The sequence below is a fragment of the Thermostichus sp. MS-CIW-37 genome (assembly GCF_054060065.1).
This window is the reverse complement of sequence record NZ_JBSSCV010000022.1, coordinates 1-19,327: the sequence shown is the minus strand read 5'-3', so window position 1 is coordinate 19,327 and position 19,327 is coordinate 1. Positions and strand designations below refer to the sequence as shown.

Sequence of the window (19,327 nt, the reverse complement as noted above, 5' to 3'; positions counted from 1 at the left end):
GCTCTCCCTGCATTCTGTCTTGCCAACTTGTTCCCCTTCCCGAGCAGCTTGGCCAGATCCGACAGGACAGCCGTTGAGGTGGCCCCGCAGCAGTCTATGCTATTGGGTGTAGCCTGGTGGAGGACAACCATGCGCGATGTACTGGCGATCATCTTGGGAGGTGGGCGTGGCACCCGACTTTATCCCCTGACCAAGCGCCGCGCTAAACCTGCTGTGCCCCTGGCCGGCAAATACCGCCTCATCGACATCCCGGTCAGCAACTGCATCAACTCCGACATCGAAAAAATCTACGTCCTCACCCAGTTCAACTCTGCCTCTCTGAACCGCCACATCGTCAACACCTACCGCTTGTCCCCCTTCACAGGCGGCTTTGTGGACGTTTTGGCGGCCCAACAAACCCCTGACAATCCCGATTGGTTCCAAGGCACCGCCGATGCTGTCCGCCAATACCTCTGGCTGATGGACTCCTGGAAGCCGCGGGACTTCCTCATCCTATCTGGGGATCACCTCTACCGCATGGACTACCGCCCCTTCATCCACCATCACCGGCAGGTGGGAGCCGATGTGACGCTGGCGGTGCTCCCCTGTGAAGAAAAAGTGGCCTCGGGTTTTGGCTTGCTCAAGCTTGGCGAGAACGGTTGCATCGTCGATTTCAAGGAAAAGCCAACAGGAGATCTGCTGAAAGCCTGTCAGGTGGACACCCAAGCCCTCGGCCTCAGCCCGGAAGAAGCCAAAGCCAAGCCCTACATCGCCTCCATGGGCATCTATGTATTCAAGCGAGAAGCTCTGATCGAGATGCTCAAAGTCAAGGAGCACACCGACTTTGGCAAAGAGGTGCTGCCGGCAGCCATCGGCAAGTACCATCTGCAAGCCTACCTCTTCAAGGGTTACTGGGAAGACATCGGCACCATCGAGGCTTTTTACCGGGCCAACCTGGCACTGGTGCAGCAGCCCAACCCGCCCTTCAGCTTCTTCGACAGCGAAATGCCCATCTACACCCGCCCGCGCTTTTTGCCCCCCAACAAAATCCTCGACTCCCAGATTGTCAACTCCATGATCGCCGATGGTTGCATCATCAAAAACGCCCAAATTCGCAACTCCATCATCGGCATTCGCAGCCGCTTGGAGGCCAACACCATCATCGAAAACACCCTGGTGATGGGAGCCGATTACTACGAGTCGGTAGAAGAGCGGCAGGCCAGGCTAGAGGAAGGGATCCCACCGGTGGGCATTGGGGCCAACTCCCACATTGTCAACGCCATCGTGGATAAGAATGCCCGCATTGGGCGCAATGTCCGCATCCTCAACAAGGATCACGTCACCGAAGCGCAGCGGGAAGAGGAAGGGATCTGGATCAGCAATGGCATCGTCACCATCATCAAAGACTCGGTGATCCCGGACAACACCATCATTTGAGGGGGAAACAGGCCGGCCCTGGCCGAGAAGGGGGCAGGATGGGGCTGACAGGCCCTTGCGCAGAAACGGCGAGGCTTTTTCTGTTAAGATGGATACCGAGAGCTTTAAAACAAAAGACTGTGAGATCGCTGGAGTGTGTTTAGTAGAACTTCATCCGTTGCCGCTTTGGAAGTTTACGATCCGCAATTGATCTGCCGTTATTACCGCTGGCGCCTGCCCCAAGTGATTGGTCGGGCGCTGGCCATTCTCTGGCCTTTCTTGTGGTTTGTCCTCTGTTTGCGCTGGGATCAACTGTGGGGACACACTGATCGCAATGTGGGACGGCGCTCAGTGCAGTTGCGACAGCTGCTCACCGACCTGGGGCCAACGTTCATCAAGGTGGGTCAGGCCCTCTCCACCCGCCCCGATCTGGTGCGCAAAGACTACCTAGAAGAACTCACCCAACTGCAAGATCAACTGCCGCCATTTCCTTCCGAGCAAGCATTTGCCCGCATCGAATCCGAGTTGGGCCGTCCGATTGCCGAGATCTTTGCCCAGATCTCTCCAGAGCCGGTGGCCGCCGCCAGCCTGGGCCAGGTTTACAAAGCGCAGTTGCACAGCGGCGAATGGGTGGCGGTGAAGGTGCAGCGACCCCATCTGCGAGAGCAGTTGAGCCTGGATCTGTACCTGATTCGCTGGGCCTCGACATGGCTGGGCCCCTGGCTGCCCTTAAACCTGGGCAGTACTTTGACGGCGGTGGTCGATGAGTTTGGCCGCAAGCTTTTTGAAGAGATCGACTACCTGCACGAAGGGCGAAACTGCGAGCGCTTCGCCGAATACTTCCGCGACGATCCGGATGTGTACGTGCCGCGCATCTTCTGGGCTTACAGCACCCGCCGGGTTCTGACCCTCGAGTGGATCGACGGCATCAAGCTGACGGATGTGGAGCGCATTCGAGCAGCCAACCTGGAGGTGAAACAATTGGTGCGTATCGGGGTGGTTGCTGCCCTCAAGCAATTGCTGGAATACGGCTTTTTCCACGCGGATCCCCACCCAGGTAACTTGTTCGCCCTCACCGATGGCCGTATGGCCTACATCGATTTCGGCATGATGGATCAGCTTACCGAGGAAATGAAGGAGTACTTGGTGGATGCTCTGGTTCACCTGGTGGATCGCGACTACAACGCCCTGATCGATGACTTTATTCATCTGGGCTTTTTGCAGTCAGATGTCGGCCGCCAAGAGCTGATCCCCGCCTTGGAAAAGGTGCTGGCAGACGTGCTGACCCAAGAGGTGGTCAACTTTAACTTCAAAACGGCCACGGATCAGTTCTCCGACTTGATGTACCGCTACCCCTTTCAGGTGCCCTCCCACTTTGCTCTGGTGATCCGCTCTTTGGTGACCCAAGAGGGAGTAGCCCTCAGCCTCTATCCCCAGTTCCGCATCGTCGGTGTGGCCTATCCCTATGTGGCCAAGCGCCTGCTGACGGATGAATCGCCGCGTATTCGCCAACGGCTGCTGCAAGTGTTGATCAAGGATGGTAAGTTCCGCTGGAACCGCCTGGAGAACCTGATTCAAATTGCCCGCAGCGATGGGGGATTGGATTGGTTACCCACCGCCCAAACGGGTTTGCGCTACCTGATGTCGGAAGAGGCCCGCGATCTGCGCCGCCAGTTGGTGCTTTCCCTCACAGAAGATGATCGCCTTCACTTTGAGGAGCTGCAGCGTTTGTGGCAGTTGCTCAGCCCTGAACTTTCCCCAGCTTACCTCTGGCAGGCAACGCTGAGATCCCTACCCTCGACCGGCGATCTGCAACACACGCTTGCCGAGTTGAGGGAGCAGGTGCAAGCCCATCTGGAACATCTTAGCCGCTGGCGGCCACCTCAACCCTGGTCGGATTTGCTGGCAGGAGTGGGACAGGAAAGATAGAACGGAAGAAGATGACTCAAGTTTATTGTTATTGAGCTGGACAGAAGCGTGGCAGATCAGAAAGGTGATTTCATTGCGGGTGTAGTGACCGGCGCCGTGTTGGGAGGGATCATCGGCGGGGTGATCGGGTTTGTGCTTGCCCCTCGACTCAGCAAGGGATCCGCCGAAGGCCAACGCCGGGATCCAGATCGCCTCAACGGCACCTCCGCAACCCCTGAACGACCGCGCCTCAGTGCTTCAGGTGAGCCCGCCATGTCCAGCGACTGGAAGAAGTGGGAAAATGAGGCAGAACGAATTGCCCAAGCCCGCCGCACTCTAGAGGCCAAGATTGCCGAGTTAAACGAGGCGATCCAGGCCACCCGGGCTCAGTTGCTTGTCAAGGAAGTGCCTGCCCCTGCTGCTGAGGAAAACTCTTGAGCTTGAGCGGGAAGAAGGAACCTCAGGGGTCTCCCGCCCATGTCAAACTAGAGGCGGCAATGGCTTTCTGCCTTGCATCTTTGGATGGGTTGCCATCGGATGTGAGGTTTGCCTCTGCTGACGGCGTTTGGTCTGTCTGACTGATCTGTGTTTTGTTCATTCCCTTCTCTGAACCGCTATGATGCTTAGCCACTTGTTGTCTCCTCTCGCCTGGATGGACGGCCTCTCTCTGGGGTTGGTCTACGGCACTGCCGGGTCGTTGCTGTTCCGCTCCCTTTACCAGTTCATTGTCATTTACAATGCTCTGCTGATCGTGCGGATCTTGCTGAGCTGGTTCCCGCAACTGAACTGGTCTAACCCCATCCTGTCGGTGCTCAGCCAACTCACCGATCCCTATCTCAACCTGTTCCGCGGCATCATTCCCCCCATTGGTGGCTTGGACTTTTCCCCCTGGTTGGCCTTCATTTTGCTCAGCTTTGCCATGCAGGTGGTGGGCCAGTTTGCCTAGCTGCTGTAGCACTGGATTCATCTGGATAGGCCGGGATCCCTTTACGATGGAGAGCTGCTTTTTTCGTTGCCCGCCATGCAGATCCCCGGCGTTGCCCACTACTGGCTGCTGAATGCTCAGGTTCCCCTGTCGGTACTGAAGGAGGCGGTGCCAGGAGCTGTCCCCAACCGCGATAACCTGGTGTTGCTGGATCTGGAAATCGAAGGGGGGCAGATCCGCCAAATCCAGGCGGCAACAGGGATCCCGCCCCAGGGGATCCCCAGCGTGGATCTAAGGCGGGGCCAAGTGTGGCCGTGTTTTGTGGACATCCATACCCACCTGGACAAGGGACATGTATGGCCGCGCACCCCCAATCCCGATGGTACCTTTGCCGGGGCGAGGCAGGCCGGCCAGGAAGATTGGGTGAAGATGAAGCAAGCCTATGACGGGGATCCGGAGCAGTTTCGGGAGGATCTCTACCGTCGCTTCAGCTTTGGTTTGCGCTGCAGCTATGCCCATGGATCCCAGGCAGTGCGCACCCATCTGGTCTGTGAGAATCCTCAGGTTATGGGGGCCAACTGGGAGGTGTTTGTCCAGTTGCGCCGAGAGTGGGCGGGCAAGCTGGAACTCCAGGCGGTCACGCTTCTGAGCTTGGATACCTTTCTCACCCCTGCAGGGGAAAAGCTGGCGGACAAGGTGGCGGAAGTGGGCGGGATCCTGGGTGGGGTGGCGGCGATGGGGCCGGAACTGGATCGGCAATTGGATCGGGTGTTTGCCCTGGCCAAGGAGCGGGGCTTGGCTCTGGACTTTCATACGGATGAGACGGATGATCCGGGATCCCTCACATTGAGACACGTAGCAGCGGCGGCCTTGCGCAACGATTTTCCCCATCAGGTGGTGTGTGGCCATTGCTGTAGCCTGGCCGTGCAACCGCCGGAGGTGGCCCACAAGACTATGGCCTTGGTCAGAGAGGCGGGAATTGCCGTGGTCAGCCTGCCCATGTGTAACCTGTACTTGCAAGCCCGTAACCCCGGCCATACCCCCCGCTGGCGGGGAGTGACGCTGTTGCATGAGCTGAAAGCCTTGGGCGTGCCGGTGATGATAGCCAGCGATAATTGCCGGGATCCCTTCTATGGCTTTGGGGATCACGACGGCTTGGAGGTGTTCCGGGAGGCCACCCGCATTTTGCACCTGGATACCCCCTATGGGGATTGGCCCCAGGCCATCACCACCACCCCTGCCCGCATCATGGGCTTGACCGAGCGAGGGCAAATTGGGGTGGGGCTGCCGGCAGATCTGGTGCTGTTCAAAGGACGTGGCTTTGACGAGCTGCTCTCGCGACCCCAACATGACCGGGTGGTGTTGCGTCAGGGGCAGGCCATCGACACGACTCTGCCGGACTACAGCGAACTGGACGACTTGATGGAGAAGGTGGGGACAGCGCTCAGCTCCGAGAAGTAGAGCGGGGTCACAGTCGTTTCAAGTTAGATTAAGACACTTCCCAATTGCTCCTCTCTCCCTTTGCCTGGAGGTGGTGGTTGTGGCAGCGGCGCGGAACGCTGGGGCGGCACCGTGGAGCATGCCTCTAACCCCCAAAACCCTGAACTTTGCTGAATTTACTGAGCTTTAGGCGGTTTGGCAAAAGTCATTGAGAGGGATATAGTAGACCAAGTTTCCCCCTGATCCTTGAGTCCACCGCAACGGTTGCCGGGAAGTGAAGGGGGAAAGCGCTCGGGGGGTATTCCTCAGGGCTTTGCGGGATACCGCCTTCCTGCTCAGAGATAGGCAGGATGCGATTGCTTCTTTCCTGAACCATGTTCAGGAGAGTTCAGCGTGAATGTATCAGCTAGTGCACAATGCTAAGGAAAAAGTTTCATTCCCGCTTAAAAATGACTATGCGGATTGTCCTCGAACTCCAGGGTGCAGAACTTTAAGGTTCGGCAGTTTTCCGCTACCGTGCGCCTCACGCTCTCCGGTAAGCCTTCCGGTATTTCCGCGTCGATTTCCAGGGTAATTTTGACAGTGGCTCCTGGCAGATTGGTCAGGTGCCGGATGACCTCGTCGGCAAGGGTTGCAACATCTCTGTTGACCCGCAGGGGATCCATTTCCACCCTGCCGTAAAATCGCCTCGGCAACGCCGGCTGGGAAACTTGATTTCCTTGATTCGTAACTGGGGAATCCTCCTCGCCGGGGCCAGGAAGAGGCGGAGTGCTGTCTGGGAAGATGCAGGGCGCCTTTGGGGAAGGAACTTGAAGGGCTTCCAATTGACGGCGGGCAACCTCTGGCTTGACCAGCAGGCTGTTGGAACCGATGCTGGGCTTGACTATGGCTGCCACTTGCAAGCCGAGGTATTTGCCTTTGGACTCATCGAAGGCCTCTGCGTAGGCAAAGCTATCCTCCCAAGCAGTTGAGGCTACCCCGTCTTCTACAGCTCTTAGAAGAACGGATGGGTCTTTCAAGCGGGGTAGGTAGAGGTACTGGGCCAGGCATTCCCACAGTCGTTTGAGATCGATGTGATCAGCCTCGCGCCAGAGGAATCTATCCAGCGTATCCAGGCGGAGGGTGATGGCAGAGTAAGCGGTAACCAGATCCCCCTCGTGGACAGCTTTGCGGCTGGCTTGCAAAATGGGGGAATCTTGCCCCTGCAGTCGGCATTCTTTCCACTCTAGACTGCCTTGGGGATCAGGCTGGGCTGGGATCAGCAGCCATTGATAGGTTTCCCGCAGAGCAGCCTCAACAGCAGCCTCGGATTGGTGCAGCTTGGTATCGGCTTGGGCGGTTTGGAAGGCATCTAGGTTGAGGAGATCTTTGTCTTCCAGGATCCCTTTCCAAGCTAGGTATTGGGCGGTATTGCGTTCTAGGCTTTCCAGGCGGGTTTTGTCGGGCGCCAAAAACAGCAGCATGTTCCTGTAGTAGCGGGGGCCGCTGCCGCGACGCTGGAGGGCCTGCTCAGCCCAGACTCGCCCAGGGCTATCCTGGCTACCCCGGCTATGGGAATACTGAGGATGCAGGATCACCAGCCGCACGCCTAAAGTGGGATCGTCGGGAATATCGGCAGTGGAGTCGGGGGCAACGTGAACGGCGCTGAACTCACCGCGATTTCTGTCGGCTTTGAGGCGCCGGATGATCTCTTGGCAGAGGGTGTGGGGCTCGTCCCTCAACAGTTGCTCGGCTCGCTCCTGAGCAGTGCGGTTGACGTTGGGCTGGGTGGAAATCCAGTAGCGACTGCCATCTCCGTATAGGTAAGTTGCCTGGTCGGATAGCCGCCGCAGGGCATCGCCGAAGGTGATGGGGTGTTCTCCCGGTTGCACGCAGCCCAGCTTGATGCGGCGCTCCTCAATGCCGCGGTTGGCGGCCCGCAGGGTGGGGGCGGATCCCATGTAGATGGTGCGGGCAACCCGGCGACAGGCGGAATACCGGCCCAGGTTGGGGTGATCTCGGTCGAGAGTCAGGGGCAGGGAAGTGGGGCCATCCACGTCTTTGTCGATTACCGGCAGCCAGTTGTCGTCTAGGTAGCGGGTCAGCTCTGCTTGTACCTGTTGATCGTCCATGGGGATGTGGGCGGGCAGGATCATCAGGCTGCGGTCATTTCGCTCCCAGAGGGTGTGGATGACCCTGGCCATCAGCCGTAGCACACCGCGGGTGCGTTGAAACTTGTCGAGAGTAGACCAGTCGGAGTAAAGGCGGTCAAACAGCTCTGGGTGAATGGGATAAGCAGCCTTGAGGCGGCGTTCGTAGTCACTTTCTTTGCACTCGCTGGGAAATTCCTGGCTTTGGCTGCGATAGAGATCCATGAACGCTTTCACCACGGCATCCCGCTGCACAAATAGCTCGGGATTGGTGAGGGGCTGAAACAGGCGGCGGCGGACAATTTCAAAGCTTTCTTCAGCGCTCGCGGGCCGCCAAGGGGATTCCACCCGGCCAATGGCATTTCTCAGGCGAACCAGAGCTTCTTTGCCCCGCTCCCCGCCAATTTCGATATCCGAAGAAGGAAGGCTCACCACCAGCAGTGTATCTTTTGCGTTCTTGGCCGATTCGCTCAGGGTTTGGGCAAAGGTAAACTGGGTGTCGAAACTGCCGCCGGCTAGGTCAGGGCTGTCGTGGAGTTGGCGAGCATAGGCCACCCACTCATCGATTAGGATCAGGCAAGGGGCATAGCGGTTGAACAAGACTTTAAGCGCATCGCCGGGGTTGGTGGAAGTTGCGTCGGCCTGCTGCACCCGCGCATAGCCTTCGGCACCTCCCAGTTGCCAGGCCAACTCCCCCCAAAGGGTGCGGATCAGGGGGCGGTTTTGCTGGGCGTGCTCAGGCTTGTAGGAGGGAATGCCGCTGGGCTGGAGCTTGTTCCCCACCAGGACGGCTATCCTGACGTTTTGAGGTGGTCTCTGCAGGCCGACGGCTTGGAGAAGAGACTCTGTGCCGGGTAGGGGGCCCTCACCCCTAGCCCCTCTTCCAAAGAGGTGGTAGAGGGCAAGCATGGCGTGGGTTTTGCCGCCGCCAAAGTTGGTCTGCAACTCTATCACGGGATCCCCCCCTTGGCCGCTGAGGCGCTTCAGGGCATTGGTGAGCAGTTGTTGCAATCCCTCGGTAAGGTAGGTGCGGCGGTAGAACTCGACGGGATCCCGGTACTCATCCGAACCTTCGCCCAGGTAGACTTCCCAAAGATCGGCGGCAAATTCGGCTTGTTGGAAGCGACCTGAAGCCACATCGGGGTGGGGAGTGGCAACCTCGCGCCAGGGCTTGAGGCCAGCCTGGGGCTGACCTTCTGTAGGGGATCCCATAGCGCGACGGCTTTCCCGCTTGGCCTGTTCTTCGAAGCGCAGTCGCAGTAGCTCTTGTTTTTGTTTTTCAACTTCGGCAGCTTGGGGGGCAGCAATGGCGCTCAGCAGTCGGGCAACGCTATCGAGGGCGCGATAGGCATCGTCAAAACCAAAAGTGCAGGTGTGGGCCCAGGTGTTGCGGGTATTGCGCAGCTCGCTGACTAGGGTGCGCTCCGCTTGTCCCAGAGTTTGCCTGAAGACGGTGTTCCACTGCTCCCACATGAGAGTCAGCAGCGCCAAAACATCTTCCTCCAGGATCTGCTCAGGACTTTTGAATTTGGGAGAGCGCTCGGGCAGGTTGTCGGCGACAACTGTCAGCCACTTCTCTCCATGGAAGGCTTGCATCTCCCGCACGACAAAAGGATAAAGCCCCTGCCGCAGAAGGTTGAGGGCGCGTCCAACTCGTTCGTGGTTGCTGATAGCCATAAGTGATTGAATGAAATTGAAGTTAGGGGGTGGGTCGATTATTTCCAGATTAAAGTGAGATCCACAACAAAGCCAGGGAGAACCGGATCCCCAGACAAGCTAGTAGGCCGCTCCAAAACTTGCACCAGCTGACCTGGGCGGTAGACGTAAACCCGCTGGCTTTCTGGATCGATCAGCCAGCCCAGTTGGGATCCGTTGTCTAGGTACTCCTGCAGCTTGGCCTGAAGGATAGCCAGCTCGTCAGTGGGGGACTTCAGTTCCAGCACAAAGTCGGGGCAAAGAGGAGCAAAGCGACGACGCTGCTCCGGGGTAAGCTGCTGCCAGCGCTCTTTGGCAATCCAAGCGGCATCGGGAGAGCGGATGGCCCCATTGGGCAGGGCAAAGCCCGCGGAAGAGTCAAAGACAAAACCTAAGTTCTTGCCTCGATTCCACTGCCACAGTTGGCCCAGCAGGTCGGCATTGCGGAATCCAGTTTCGCTGCCTGCAGGGGCCATGGCAATCAGTTCTCCTTGGGCAGTGCGCTCTAGGCGCAGCTCAGGATTTTGCCGGCAAAGCTGTTCGAAAACTTCATCGGTTAAATTCAAAGCCGGTTGCAGGTTGAGGGCAATCATAAGCTTTGCCTGCAGAGCAACTCAGGGCCCGGGGGCGCTACTCCCAGATTAAAGTGAGATCCACAACAAAGCCAGGGAGAACCGGATCCCCAGACAAACTAGCAGGTCGCTCCAAAACCTGTACCGGCTGACCTGGGCGATAGACGTAAACTTGGCCCTTTTCTGGGTCAATTAACCAGCCCAGTTGGGATCCGTTGTCCAGGTACTCCTGCAGCTTGGCCTGAAGGATAGCCAGCTCGTCAGTAGGAGACTTTAGTTCCAGCACAAAGTCAGGGCAAAGAGGAGCAAAGCGACGGCGCTGCTCTGGGGTAAGCTGCTGCCAGCGCTCTTTGGCAATCCAAGCGGCATCGGGAGAGCGGATGGCCCCATTCGGCAGGGCAAAACCTGCAGAGGAGTCAAAGGCTACACCAAGCTGGGTTTGCCGGTTCCACTGCCAGAGCTGGGCGCTGAGGCTCAAGTTTTGACGGCTGCTTTCGCTGCCTGCAGGGGCCGTGGCGATCAGTTCTCCTTGGGCAGTGCGCTCTAGGCGCAGCTCAGGATTTTGCCGGCAAAGCTGTTCGAAAACTTCATCGGTTAAATTCAAAGCCGGTTGCAGGTTGAGGGCAAGCATCATCTTCTTTGGGCAAAACTCTCAGAGTACGTGGCCTATGGCTCGTATTAATTCCCTAAGATGGAGCGTATTTTTTGGCGAAGGGCACGAAGGGCTGGACTTCTACCCAGATCTCGACTTTGGGCCAAGACTTCTGGCACCCACTCTAAAATCGGTAGCTGAGGAAAGGTTGGGCTGGTGGCAGAAGCCTGATATTGGCCGGATTGCAGGATGTAGATGGTTAGCTGGTTGCCTTGATAAACCCAAAGTTCGGGCACTCCTAGGCGGGTGTAAGCCTCAATCTGGGTTTTGGAAGTAACATCCACTTCGATGGCCAGATCCGGAGGCGGGTCAACAGATAGATCCAGCCGATCTTTGCCAATCACGGCCTGGTGATTTTGGATATAGAAGCATTCATCAGGTTCGATCCCGTAGTTCATTGCTTGCTGTTTGAAGGTAGCTGACCCAAAACATTCGCAGTCAACTTCCAGTTCCTCTAGCAAGATTTTGACAATGTCTCCAATGATGGATTTTTCTCGCTCATGCTTGGGTGAGGGCATTCTGATTTCCAATATCCCATCGCTGTAGGCAATGCGGCTGGCTCGCTTTTCGCCCAGCTCATCTAGGATGGCTTCAAAGTCTAACCAATTCAGATTGTGAATCAGCAGGCGCTGGCCGGGTGGGATGGTGAGTTGTCGAAGCTGGAGGGTGACCATCGTCTGGTTGGGTGTAAGGATAGAAATCTCTGAGGTCTTTTAGCTTATGGGGGTGTGGGGGTAGCTAAGCCCCGCACTGTACCCGTAGGGTCGGTGTCGGGATACAGATACCCCCACTATGCTAGAAGTAGTTGCACAAAACGGCTTTTGCCGGAATCTGGTGCAACTACGCGGTAGGGCATTCCGTGTCTGCTCGTGGAGGGTTCTTGCGTAGGCTCCCCGATGAAGCGAGAAGCCCGCACTGTACCCGTAGGGTCAGCGATGGGAGTATGTCACGCTTTGCTTCCCCCAGAGGTAGGGAACTAAAGCAAGCTGGGCTGGAAAGGATCATGCTGCTTTTTCTTCATTTCGGATGCTAGCCGGTTAATTTCCGGCCAGGCAATGACGAGAGTGTTATAGGCTAGGGCTTCTTGAGTCCAGCCTTTCTTTTCGCAGAGGGTATAGAGCCGATAGGCCAGATCGCGGGCAACCGCACCTCTATCTCCCAAGGCAGCCAGGAGAGCGGCGGCTTCCATTTCTCCTTTCCGATCGAGGGTGTGGATGAGGGTCTGGGTGATGAGCCAGGCGGAGGAAGCAAGGAGCAAGGAGAGGGAATCTGCTCCCTTTTCTTTTCTCTGGGCTATTTCCTCTCTTCTCAACAACCGCACCTTGCCGGCCTTGGCTTCTAGGATCCCAAGTTCCTCAAGGGACTCAATGCTGACGTTTCTGGCCTTGCTGAGGACTTCTGCTTCCCCGTAGGGGCCTGGCTCAAATTGATATTGGGCAAACCAAGTGGTGGCCCAGCGGCTGCCCTCATCGAGTTCCCCTTCTTGTTCGCTGAGATATTCATCTAGGTACTGGTTGATCAGTTGCAGGGCAGTGCGGACGGTCAGGGGCGAGCCATCGCTTTCCAAAACTGCAGCGTAGCGGGAATAGATGGCCATGCCGGGGCCGATGCTGGCTTGGGCCAAGTCCACAGGAGCAATGCTGCCCTGCTGCAGAAGTTTAAGCGCCTTGGGCAGCTCGCGCTTCAGCTCGGCAAGGAATTGGCGACGGGTAGCCTTGGGCGCATCCGCCGGGCGGGGACGACAGACCAGGACGATCGAGGAAGCGAGAGCATTGGAGGCTTGAGCCCGCATTCGGTTAGCGAGTTCGGTTCGCAGGGGCCAAGTGCCGTCAATGCTGAAGTTGGATTGAATCAGTCCTTCCAGAATCGTTTCCCAACCGGTAGAGACTCTGCCCATGGGTTCTGTGCCGCTAACGCGAACACCCCTAGCCCTTCTCCCAGAGGGGGAGAGGGGAACTGGATCGTCTATATCCTCATCTTCTTCCCCTTGCTCCACTTGGGAGAGAGAATCGGGGGATGAGGAGTCTTCTTCCGTTTGCTTGAGAGCGTAGTAAACTGTAACGGGATAATCGGGATGATTCAGACGGTTAACACGCTGGAAAACTTTGATTAGGCTGGCTTCAAAAAATTCTTTGGCTTTATCCTTACTGCCATGCCGAAACTGGTCTGCCACCATTTCTTGCGCTTTGGGGACTAAAACGGTATTGAAAATGGTGGGGTAGACAGAACCCATGGATCGTCTGAGCCAAACGTAAAAGAAATCCGAGAGATCGGCATAGGGCACGGCGTCGTAGTAGGGTGGATCCGTGGAGATGAGTTTAGGGGTATTGTCGTCGGAATGAGGTGCTGTTGCATCGTGTTGGGTGACTTGAGCATTCGTGAAGTTAGAGGATTTTTCCACTACTTTCCAAACCCAATCTACACAAGCTATCCAATTTCCAGTTGATTCACTGAAGGGGCAGCATTCTGCATAGTCCCAAACCATTGGAATAGCTTGTCTTCCAAATGTATTCCGAACTTTTGCATATCCAACATCCCAGCTACAAATTGCTGAGCATCTATCTGCTAATCGATCGACAGCAAACGCCAAATAAACGCTAATCGCCTCTCCATATGCCCTTGCACCTGTGCCCCCCTCAGCTAGGGGTACGTTGTCGTTGGGAAGGCCGGCGGCAATGGCATCGGAAATGGCCTTTTCCCGTGCTTCCGCCACCAAGTCGCTGAAGGTGGTGAGAGCCACCAGTTGCCGAGGGGTGAAGAGGTCGGCGTGTTTAGTCATGCCGTAATTTTGGACGCCAAGCCCTAATGCTTTCTTGGGTAACTCGGTATCCGGTTTCCATGTGGGTTGGGCGGCATGAGCAATGGCTTCCTGCTCTGCCGTGGGATCCAGGTACACTCTGCCGTTTGGCCCCTCTGCCACTATGGCCATCATCTGGGATCCCATGCGTCCGGCCTGACCCTCTTTGCGGATGTACTTCAACGGTACAGGTGTTCCGCAGGCAATGCAGCGTGCTCCTTTGCGGCCTACGGTTCCTTCTGGCGCTTGACCCTTACCTGACTTGACCACAAACCGGATCGAGGGAGCAGAAGCGCTCTCTCCCCCATTCACCACCACCACCGGCTCTACCCAAGCCTCTTTCCCCTTCTTCGTCGAAAGCTGAAACGATCGCACCAAGGGCATCTGACAGCGGCAGGCTGGATTTGGACAGGTCACCGTCCGCGCCCACAACCAGGCAATCACCGTCAACTTCTTTGTGCCTAAGGACTCCGTCCCGCTGACGCGAAAGTGCTCCGCACCGCTAGCGCGATTGGGGCTTGAATAGGGAGGATAGAGATGTCCAATGCGTTCAAAGGCTTGTTTCCGCATCCAAGCCCCGTAATACCGGACATCTGCTGCCAATCCTTGGGCACCCCGCCAGGCTGAGATATGCTTCTTAGCCCGATCTTCAGGGTTGATGGGGGCTTTGTCCTTAAACTTCGGTGGAATCTCGATCAATGCCTTGTTGATCAGCACCGCCACCGGGTTGAGATCGCTGGCATGGGCCTCTAACCCCAAGCGCTGCGCTTCCAACGGGATGGATCCGCCACCGGCAAAGGGATCGTAAACGGGCGGCGCGTACTTGGCGATGTATTCTCTAACTGCTGCCGGATCCGTAGGGGGCTCTTCTCCTCGATCCCAGGCCAGACATCGGGCAATCTCTCGCTGCGCTGCCTCCAGCACGCCGGAGTTTGGATCGTTCACGTCATCCCAGGACACCAGACCCCGCACGACCCGCTTCCCCTGTTCGATCTCTATGCGGCCCAGGATGTTGAACAGCCGCTGCCGCTCTCGCTCTTGGTCGGCCTCGGTGGGGAACTTGTCCGGCCAACTGGAAGGGTCATCGACCAGGGAAGCCCAGAGCACTGCCCGACAGGCTGCTAGGGGTCGCCGCGCCCACCAGAGATGTAGGGTGCTGGGGTGACCATGGCGGATGGATTTCTCGCGAGCCGATTCCAGATTGATGGCTTCGAGGGGCAGGGCAACTTCAATCAGCTTCTTGCGGCGGCTCATTAGACAAAGGTCAGCTAGAAATTGCAGGAGCCCCGCACTGTACCCGTAGGGTCGGTGTCGGGAGGAATGCTATAATAATACTGCGGACACCAGAAACGGTTGTTTAAGGCACTGGTAACGGTCGATTGGGGGTGCTGTAAACCACCCCAGAGGTCAAGCCTACGGCTCGCTTCGCGAACGTGGTTGGCTTGCTAACTGCAGGGCTACTAAAAGCCCGCTTCGTACCGCCTAGCGGTTGGTGTCGGGTAGTTTACTCGGGTTAAACAGGCTGCAGTTTAGAGTTTAGTCTGAGGGGAAGGCGGGCTCAACGAAAAGATGGCTCCAGCCTGTTCAAGAACAAGTGACATACTCCCATCACTGACCCTACAGGTACAGCGTGGGCTTCGCGCTTCATCGGGGAGCCTTCGCAAGAACCCTCCACGCGCAGACACGGAATGCCCTACCGCGTAGTTGTACCAGATTCCGGCAACGCCGTTTTATACAACTACTCCCATCATACATCATGTGGGGGTATCTGTATCCCGACACTGACACTACGGGTACAGTGCGGGGCTTAGCTACCCCACGCCCCCACAAGCTAAGGCATCTTGATTTTGGACAAGCCATGTTGGGCTGCAAGACAACTCGCTGACCTGCTGGAACATGGATTTGCCGCAATTCCAGTAGCATGAATTCATCCTACCAATGAAAGTTAGTATCTATTTGGGATCCCTTCCTCGATTCCACAATTCTTTCCAATCATAGTTGACGCTACTGGCCCCAAAATCCGGCTCCCGTTGAAAAGGCCGCCGCACATACCGCACCTGGCAGCCTTCGCCCGGCACGGTGTAGGTGCCTGCAGGGGTCTTTACCCTGAAGGCATCCCCTTCTGGAAAGGCGGGATCGGCTGGCACTTCTACCAAAGCCAGGATGAAATGGTCGGGTTTGTTGAGAGCTGTCAAGATTTCATTTTTGGTAACGGTTACCGTCTTTGCTCCCTCAACTCTGCCTTTGACTTCAATGAAGCGAAGGCCTTCCCTTCCAGCGGATTCGATATCATAGCCCAGGTTTTCAGCGCTGACATCACGAGGTTCGTAGCCCAACGCCCGCTCTATGGCCATAACGGCAGCCATTGCTGCTTGTTCTACTCGCCGGGTTTCGCGGGCAAAGGTGGTAGGGGTTGACCCTCGCTTGCCCTGTAGCCGCTGCAGCAGTCCGATGGGGATCACCAAGGCTTTCCCGGTTACCACCGGCGGCAAGGAGGATAGCTGGCGCTCCTGCTCCAACTCCGATAGGCGCTTCTGAAGGCGATCCGCCAACTCATCCGCCCGCTGCTGAGCCTTGGCAGAGTTGAGCTTGGCGTTGGGCCTGCCGGCTTGCTCTTGCAGCCGCAACTGTGCAGCTTGATGATCCCAGTAGTTAATTTCTCGGGTGAGGCGATCTTTAACAGCCAGCTCCGTCTTGTTGATCAATTCTTCCCGCTGAGCTTTGATTTCCTGGAAATGCTGGGGAACTAAACGCTCAATGGCGTAAGCGATGGCTTGGCTTTCTACCTCTGAAGCCGAGAGCTGGGGGATGTGGGATCCAGCTTTCGCTTTCACAAGGTCGCGCTCTGCGGGAGTTAGGGGCCGGTAGTCCAAGTAGGGAGCATAGCCGGCGCTTCTTACCCTGACGCTCTCTCCTCCTCCTAGCCCTTGGGGAGCGGGGAGAAAGATCTCCACATATTGCATCCGTCGGGAGATAACCCGTCGCTGGCCATTTCGGTCTAGGCGCCCATCCTGAAGGGCATGCTCTAGGTACACCAGTATCCGTGGTGTTTCGCCGGGATCGTTTTCATCGACGAGGATGGATCCCTGTCTGAGCAAATCTCGGTGTTGCTCCAAAACCAAGTCCAGAGTGGCATCCAGCAGGGGATGGCCTGGGCAGATGAACTCTGCCGGGGGCTTGTTGGGGACGCTGATGAGGTTTTTGTTAAAGGTAATCCGCTCGTATTTTTTTAAGATGGGTGCGCCCAACCCAATCTGGCGGTCGCGATTGCGAATTGCTGCCGGCACATGGGTAATTTCATAGCGTTTGGGTTCCCGCTCTCGAATGGTGCCACCCAAGCGTTGAAAAGCTTCTAGGAAGAAGGAGGCAATGAAATGAGGCTGGAGCTTGCGGGCCTCGGCTCGCTCCATTTCCGCCCGGATTTGCTGCACTTTGGTCGTATCCATCGAGTCGTGGGCCAGGGCGCGTTCTGCCAGGAGTTCCCTGAGCCGCTCGTGGTCTAGGCGATCTGCAATCACTTGATTGAGTCGGGCCTTGACCTCTGGACGATCCCCGTAGCGAATGGCCTCGATCAGCAGCTCTCGCAGTTCTTGACCGGCAATCGCTTTGCCCAGGACATCGAAGACCTTGCCCCCCAAGGCCCTTTGCTCGATTTCTATTTTTTTCAGCAAAGCCAAGTAGACATCTCCTTCCCGCGTTTCCTCGGCCACTAGGTTCCACAGGTGGCAGACCTCGGTTTGACCAATGCGGTGAATTCTCCCAAAGCGCTGCTCCAGGCGGTTGGGGTTCCAAGGCAGGTCGTAGTTCACCATCAGGTGGGCCCGTTGAAGGTTGATCCCTTCTCCCGCAGCATCGGTAGCAATGAGTACTTGAACGGCGGGATCCTGTTTAAAGGCTTCCTCGGCTTTTTTGCGCTCTTCTCGACCCATGCTGCCGTGAATGGTGATCACCGCTTCCGGTTGGCCCAGCAAGTTCCCCACTCGGTCAGCCAGATAGTTGAGGGTATCTCGATGTTCGGTGAAGATAACCAACTTGCGCCGATGTCCGCCGGCATCAAACATCTCCCCCTGATTTTGCAAGAGTTTCGATAGCTCCTCCCACTTGCGGTCTTTGCCGCTACGTCTCACTTGCAAGGCTAATTTTTCCAGCTCCTGCAGCCGCTGAATTTCTGCCTGCAGCTCGACAATTGTGCGGGCGGCAGTTGCCTGATCTACCAGCTCTTCTTCTCGCGGTTCCCGCTCTTCAGCAGGGCAGTCTTCAAAATCCTCATCCCAGCCTTCTTCGTCTAGCAGGGAAGTGGTAAAAGCAAGGTTGTCTCCCCGGCTGCGCAATTGTTCTTCCTTTAGCTTCCGCTGCAGTCTCTCTCGTCTTCGCAGCAAGGATTGGTAGATCGCTTCTGGAGAAGAGGCTAGCCGACGTTGTAGGATGGTTAAAGCAAAACCGACCGTCCTTTTGCGGCTACCTTGCTCTAAAGCTTCCGCGCGGTTAAACTCTTCGCGCACGTAATCGGTCACTTCCTTATAGAGCCTGGCTTCCAGGTCAGACAAGACGTACTGGACGGTGTAAGCTCGCCGTTCGGGAAAGAGAGGCTTGCCATCGAACTTGAGCAGGTCTTCTTTCACCAGCCGCCGCATCAAATCCGAGGCATCACAGGTATGAACTCCATCTCGGAATCTCCCCTCAAAGCGATCCCCATCCAGCAAAGCCAAAAAAAGCTGAAAGTCTTCTTCTCTACCGTTGTGGGGAGTGGCTGTCATCAGTAAAAAGTGGCGTGTTAGCTGCGAGAGCAACTTGCCCAGCTTGTAACGCTTGGTTTCTTTGATTTCTCCCCCAAAGAAGGATGCGGAGAGTTTGTGGGCCTCATCAACAATAACCAGATCCCAATCAGTTTGCCTCAGTTTCTCCTGCAGGGCCTCATCTCGGCTGAGCTTATCGAGGCGGGCAATGAGAAGAGGTATCTCCAGGAAAGGGTTGCCAGTTCGGGCGGCTTGAATGCGATCGTTGGTCAAGATCTCAAAGGGCAAATGAAACTTTTGCACCATCTCATCTTGCCACTGCAGCGTTAGACTCCCCGGGCAAACGATGAGACAGCGGTGCAAGTCACCTCGAATCAATAGCTCTCTAACCAAAAGCCCTGCCATGATGGTTTTGCCGGCACCTGGGTCATCGGCCAGCAAAAACCGCAGCGGCTGCCGCGTGAGCATTTCCCCATAGACGGCGCTGATCTGGTGGGGCAGGGGTTCTACCAGAGAGGTGTGAACGGCCAGCAAGGGATCAAACAGGTGCGCCAGCCGAATCCGATAGGCCTCTGAAGCTAGGCGAAATAAGGCGCCGTCTCCCTCGAAGTTGCCAAGGGATCCCTCGGCTACCACCTCTAGGGTTGGCTCTTTATCCCGAAACAGAAGCTCTGAATGGAGACGCCCCTGAGTGTCTTTGTAGATGGCCTCGATGGTGCTGCTGCCGTACCACCTCACACTCACGATGGCAACGGTTTGATTGGGCAGGATCCCTTTGACCTTGGCGCCAGGGGTGAGATCTTCCAGTCGAGCCATAAACTGCGGGTTTCCAGAGCTGCGAGCGGAGCCTGTTCCAGCTCCCCATTGCTATGTTGCGCTCACTTCCAGCTCTTTTCCCACAGCAAAAGTCCCCTTCTTCCATAAAAGGAGACAGCAGTTTGAAGTTGGCAAGCGGCTTCACGACGGTTTTAAGCCGGTTTTAAGTCCTGATACATTCACGCTGAACTCTCCTGAACATGGTTCAGGAAAGAAGCGATCGCATCCTGCCTATCTCTGTTCGCGTCAGCGGGACGGAGTC

Annotated in this window: 11 protein-coding genes; 5 read left to right on the top strand and 6 right to left on the bottom strand. The window is 56.7% G+C overall.

Annotated features, from left to right (window positions below):
* The first annotated feature begins 129 nt into the window (after positions 1–129).
* The 5 genes from ACVWYZ_RS10405 (at position 130) to ACVWYZ_RS10385 (ending at position 5,689) form a co-directional block, all read left to right on the top strand.
* Complete coding sequence (locus ACVWYZ_RS10405; protein WP_457466997.1) at positions 130–1,416, top strand: glucose-1-phosphate adenylyltransferase; 1,287 nt, start codon at positions 130–132, stop codon at positions 1,414–1,416.
* A gap of 135 nt (positions 1,417–1,551) precedes the next feature.
* Entirely contained in the window at positions 1,552–3,324 is a 1,773-nt protein-coding gene (locus ACVWYZ_RS10400) for an ABC1 kinase family protein (RefSeq protein ID WP_457466996.1), read from the top strand.
* A gap of 48 nt (positions 3,325–3,372) precedes the next feature.
* A complete protein-coding gene (locus ACVWYZ_RS10395) occupies positions 3,373–3,741 on the top strand; it encodes a hypothetical protein (protein WP_414355872.1) in 369 nt (122 codons plus the stop codon).
* Between the two features lie 178 nt (positions 3,742–3,919).
* Entirely contained in the window at positions 3,920–4,249 is a 330-nt protein-coding gene (locus tag ACVWYZ_RS10390) for a YggT family protein (RefSeq protein ID WP_414355873.1), read from the top strand.
* A gap of 75 nt (positions 4,250–4,324) precedes the next feature.
* Positions 4,325–5,689 (top strand): cytosine deaminase, encoded by a 1,365-nt coding sequence (locus tag ACVWYZ_RS10385; protein WP_457467022.1) that lies wholly within the window; start codon positions 4,325–4,327, stop codon positions 5,687–5,689.
* 422 nt (positions 5,690–6,111) lie between these two features.
* On the opposite strand, the gene ACVWYZ_RS10380 is transcribed toward ACVWYZ_RS10385, so the two are convergent.
* The 6 genes from ACVWYZ_RS10380 to ACVWYZ_RS10355 form a co-directional block, all read right to left on the bottom strand.
* Positions 6,112–9,474 carry a Swt1 family HEPN domain-containing protein gene (locus ACVWYZ_RS10380; RefSeq protein WP_457466995.1) on the bottom strand — a complete coding sequence of 1,121 codons (3,363 nt, stop codon included), beginning with the start codon at positions 9,472–9,474 and terminating at the stop codon, positions 6,112–6,114.
* Positions 9,475–9,512: 38 nt separating this feature from the next.
* Positions 9,513–10,085, bottom strand: a complete 573-nt coding sequence (locus tag ACVWYZ_RS10375; RefSeq protein ID WP_414329670.1) for a Uma2 family endonuclease — start codon at positions 10,083–10,085, stop codon at positions 9,513–9,515.
* A 37-nt stretch (positions 10,086–10,122) separates the two neighbouring features.
* On the bottom strand, positions 10,123–10,695 hold the full coding sequence (locus ACVWYZ_RS10370; protein WP_414329684.1) for a Uma2 family endonuclease: 573 nt from the start codon (positions 10,693–10,695) through the stop codon (positions 10,123–10,125).
* A 47-nt stretch (positions 10,696–10,742) separates the two neighbouring features.
* Entirely contained in the window at positions 10,743–11,390 is a 648-nt protein-coding gene (locus ACVWYZ_RS10365) for a Uma2 family endonuclease (protein WP_414329080.1), read from the bottom strand.
* A gap of 302 nt (positions 11,391–11,692) precedes the next feature.
* Positions 11,693–14,767 carry a DUF1156 domain-containing protein gene (locus ACVWYZ_RS10360; RefSeq protein WP_457466994.1) on the bottom strand — a complete coding sequence of 1,025 codons (3,075 nt, stop codon included), beginning with the start codon at positions 14,765–14,767 and terminating at the stop codon, positions 11,693–11,695.
* Between the two features lie 698 nt (positions 14,768–15,465).
* Positions 15,466–19,065 (bottom strand): helicase-related protein, encoded by a 3,600-nt coding sequence (locus tag ACVWYZ_RS10355; protein WP_414328702.1) that lies wholly within the window; start codon positions 19,063–19,065, stop codon positions 15,466–15,468.
* Positions 19,066–19,327 lie beyond the last annotated feature (262 nt).

Bases quoted from the DNA above. Each gene is read 5' to 3' on its own strand.
- ACVWYZ_RS10405 (WP_457466997.1), top strand. From the start codon at position 130: ATGCGCGATGTACTGGCGATCATCTTGGGAGGTGGGCGTGGCACCCGA.
- ACVWYZ_RS10390 (WP_414355873.1), top strand. From the start codon at position 3,920: ATGATGCTTAGCCACTTGTTGTCTCCTCTCGCCTGGATGGACGGCCTC.
- ACVWYZ_RS10385 (WP_457467022.1), top strand. From the start codon at position 4,325: ATGCAGATCCCCGGCGTTGCCCACTACTGGCTGCTGAATGCTCAGGTT.
- ACVWYZ_RS10380 (WP_457466995.1), bottom strand. From the start codon at position 9,474: ATGGCTATCAGCAACCACGAACGAGTTGGACGCGCCCTCAACCTTCTG.
- ACVWYZ_RS10375 (WP_414329670.1), bottom strand. From the start codon at position 10,085: ATGATTGCCCTCAACCTGCAACCGGCTTTGAATTTAACCGATGAAGTT.
- ACVWYZ_RS10370 (WP_414329684.1), bottom strand. From the start codon at position 10,695: ATGCTTGCCCTCAACCTGCAACCGGCTTTGAATTTAACCGATGAAGTT.
- ACVWYZ_RS10365 (WP_414329080.1), bottom strand. From the start codon at position 11,390: ATGGTCACCCTCCAGCTTCGACAACTCACCATCCCACCCGGCCAGCGC.
- ACVWYZ_RS10360 (WP_457466994.1), bottom strand. From the start codon at position 14,767: ATGAGCCGCCGCAAGAAGCTGATTGAAGTTGCCCTGCCCCTCGAAGCC.
- ACVWYZ_RS10355 (WP_414328702.1), bottom strand. From the start codon at position 19,065: ATGGCTCGACTGGAAGATCTCACCCCTGGCGCCAAGGTCAAAGGGATC.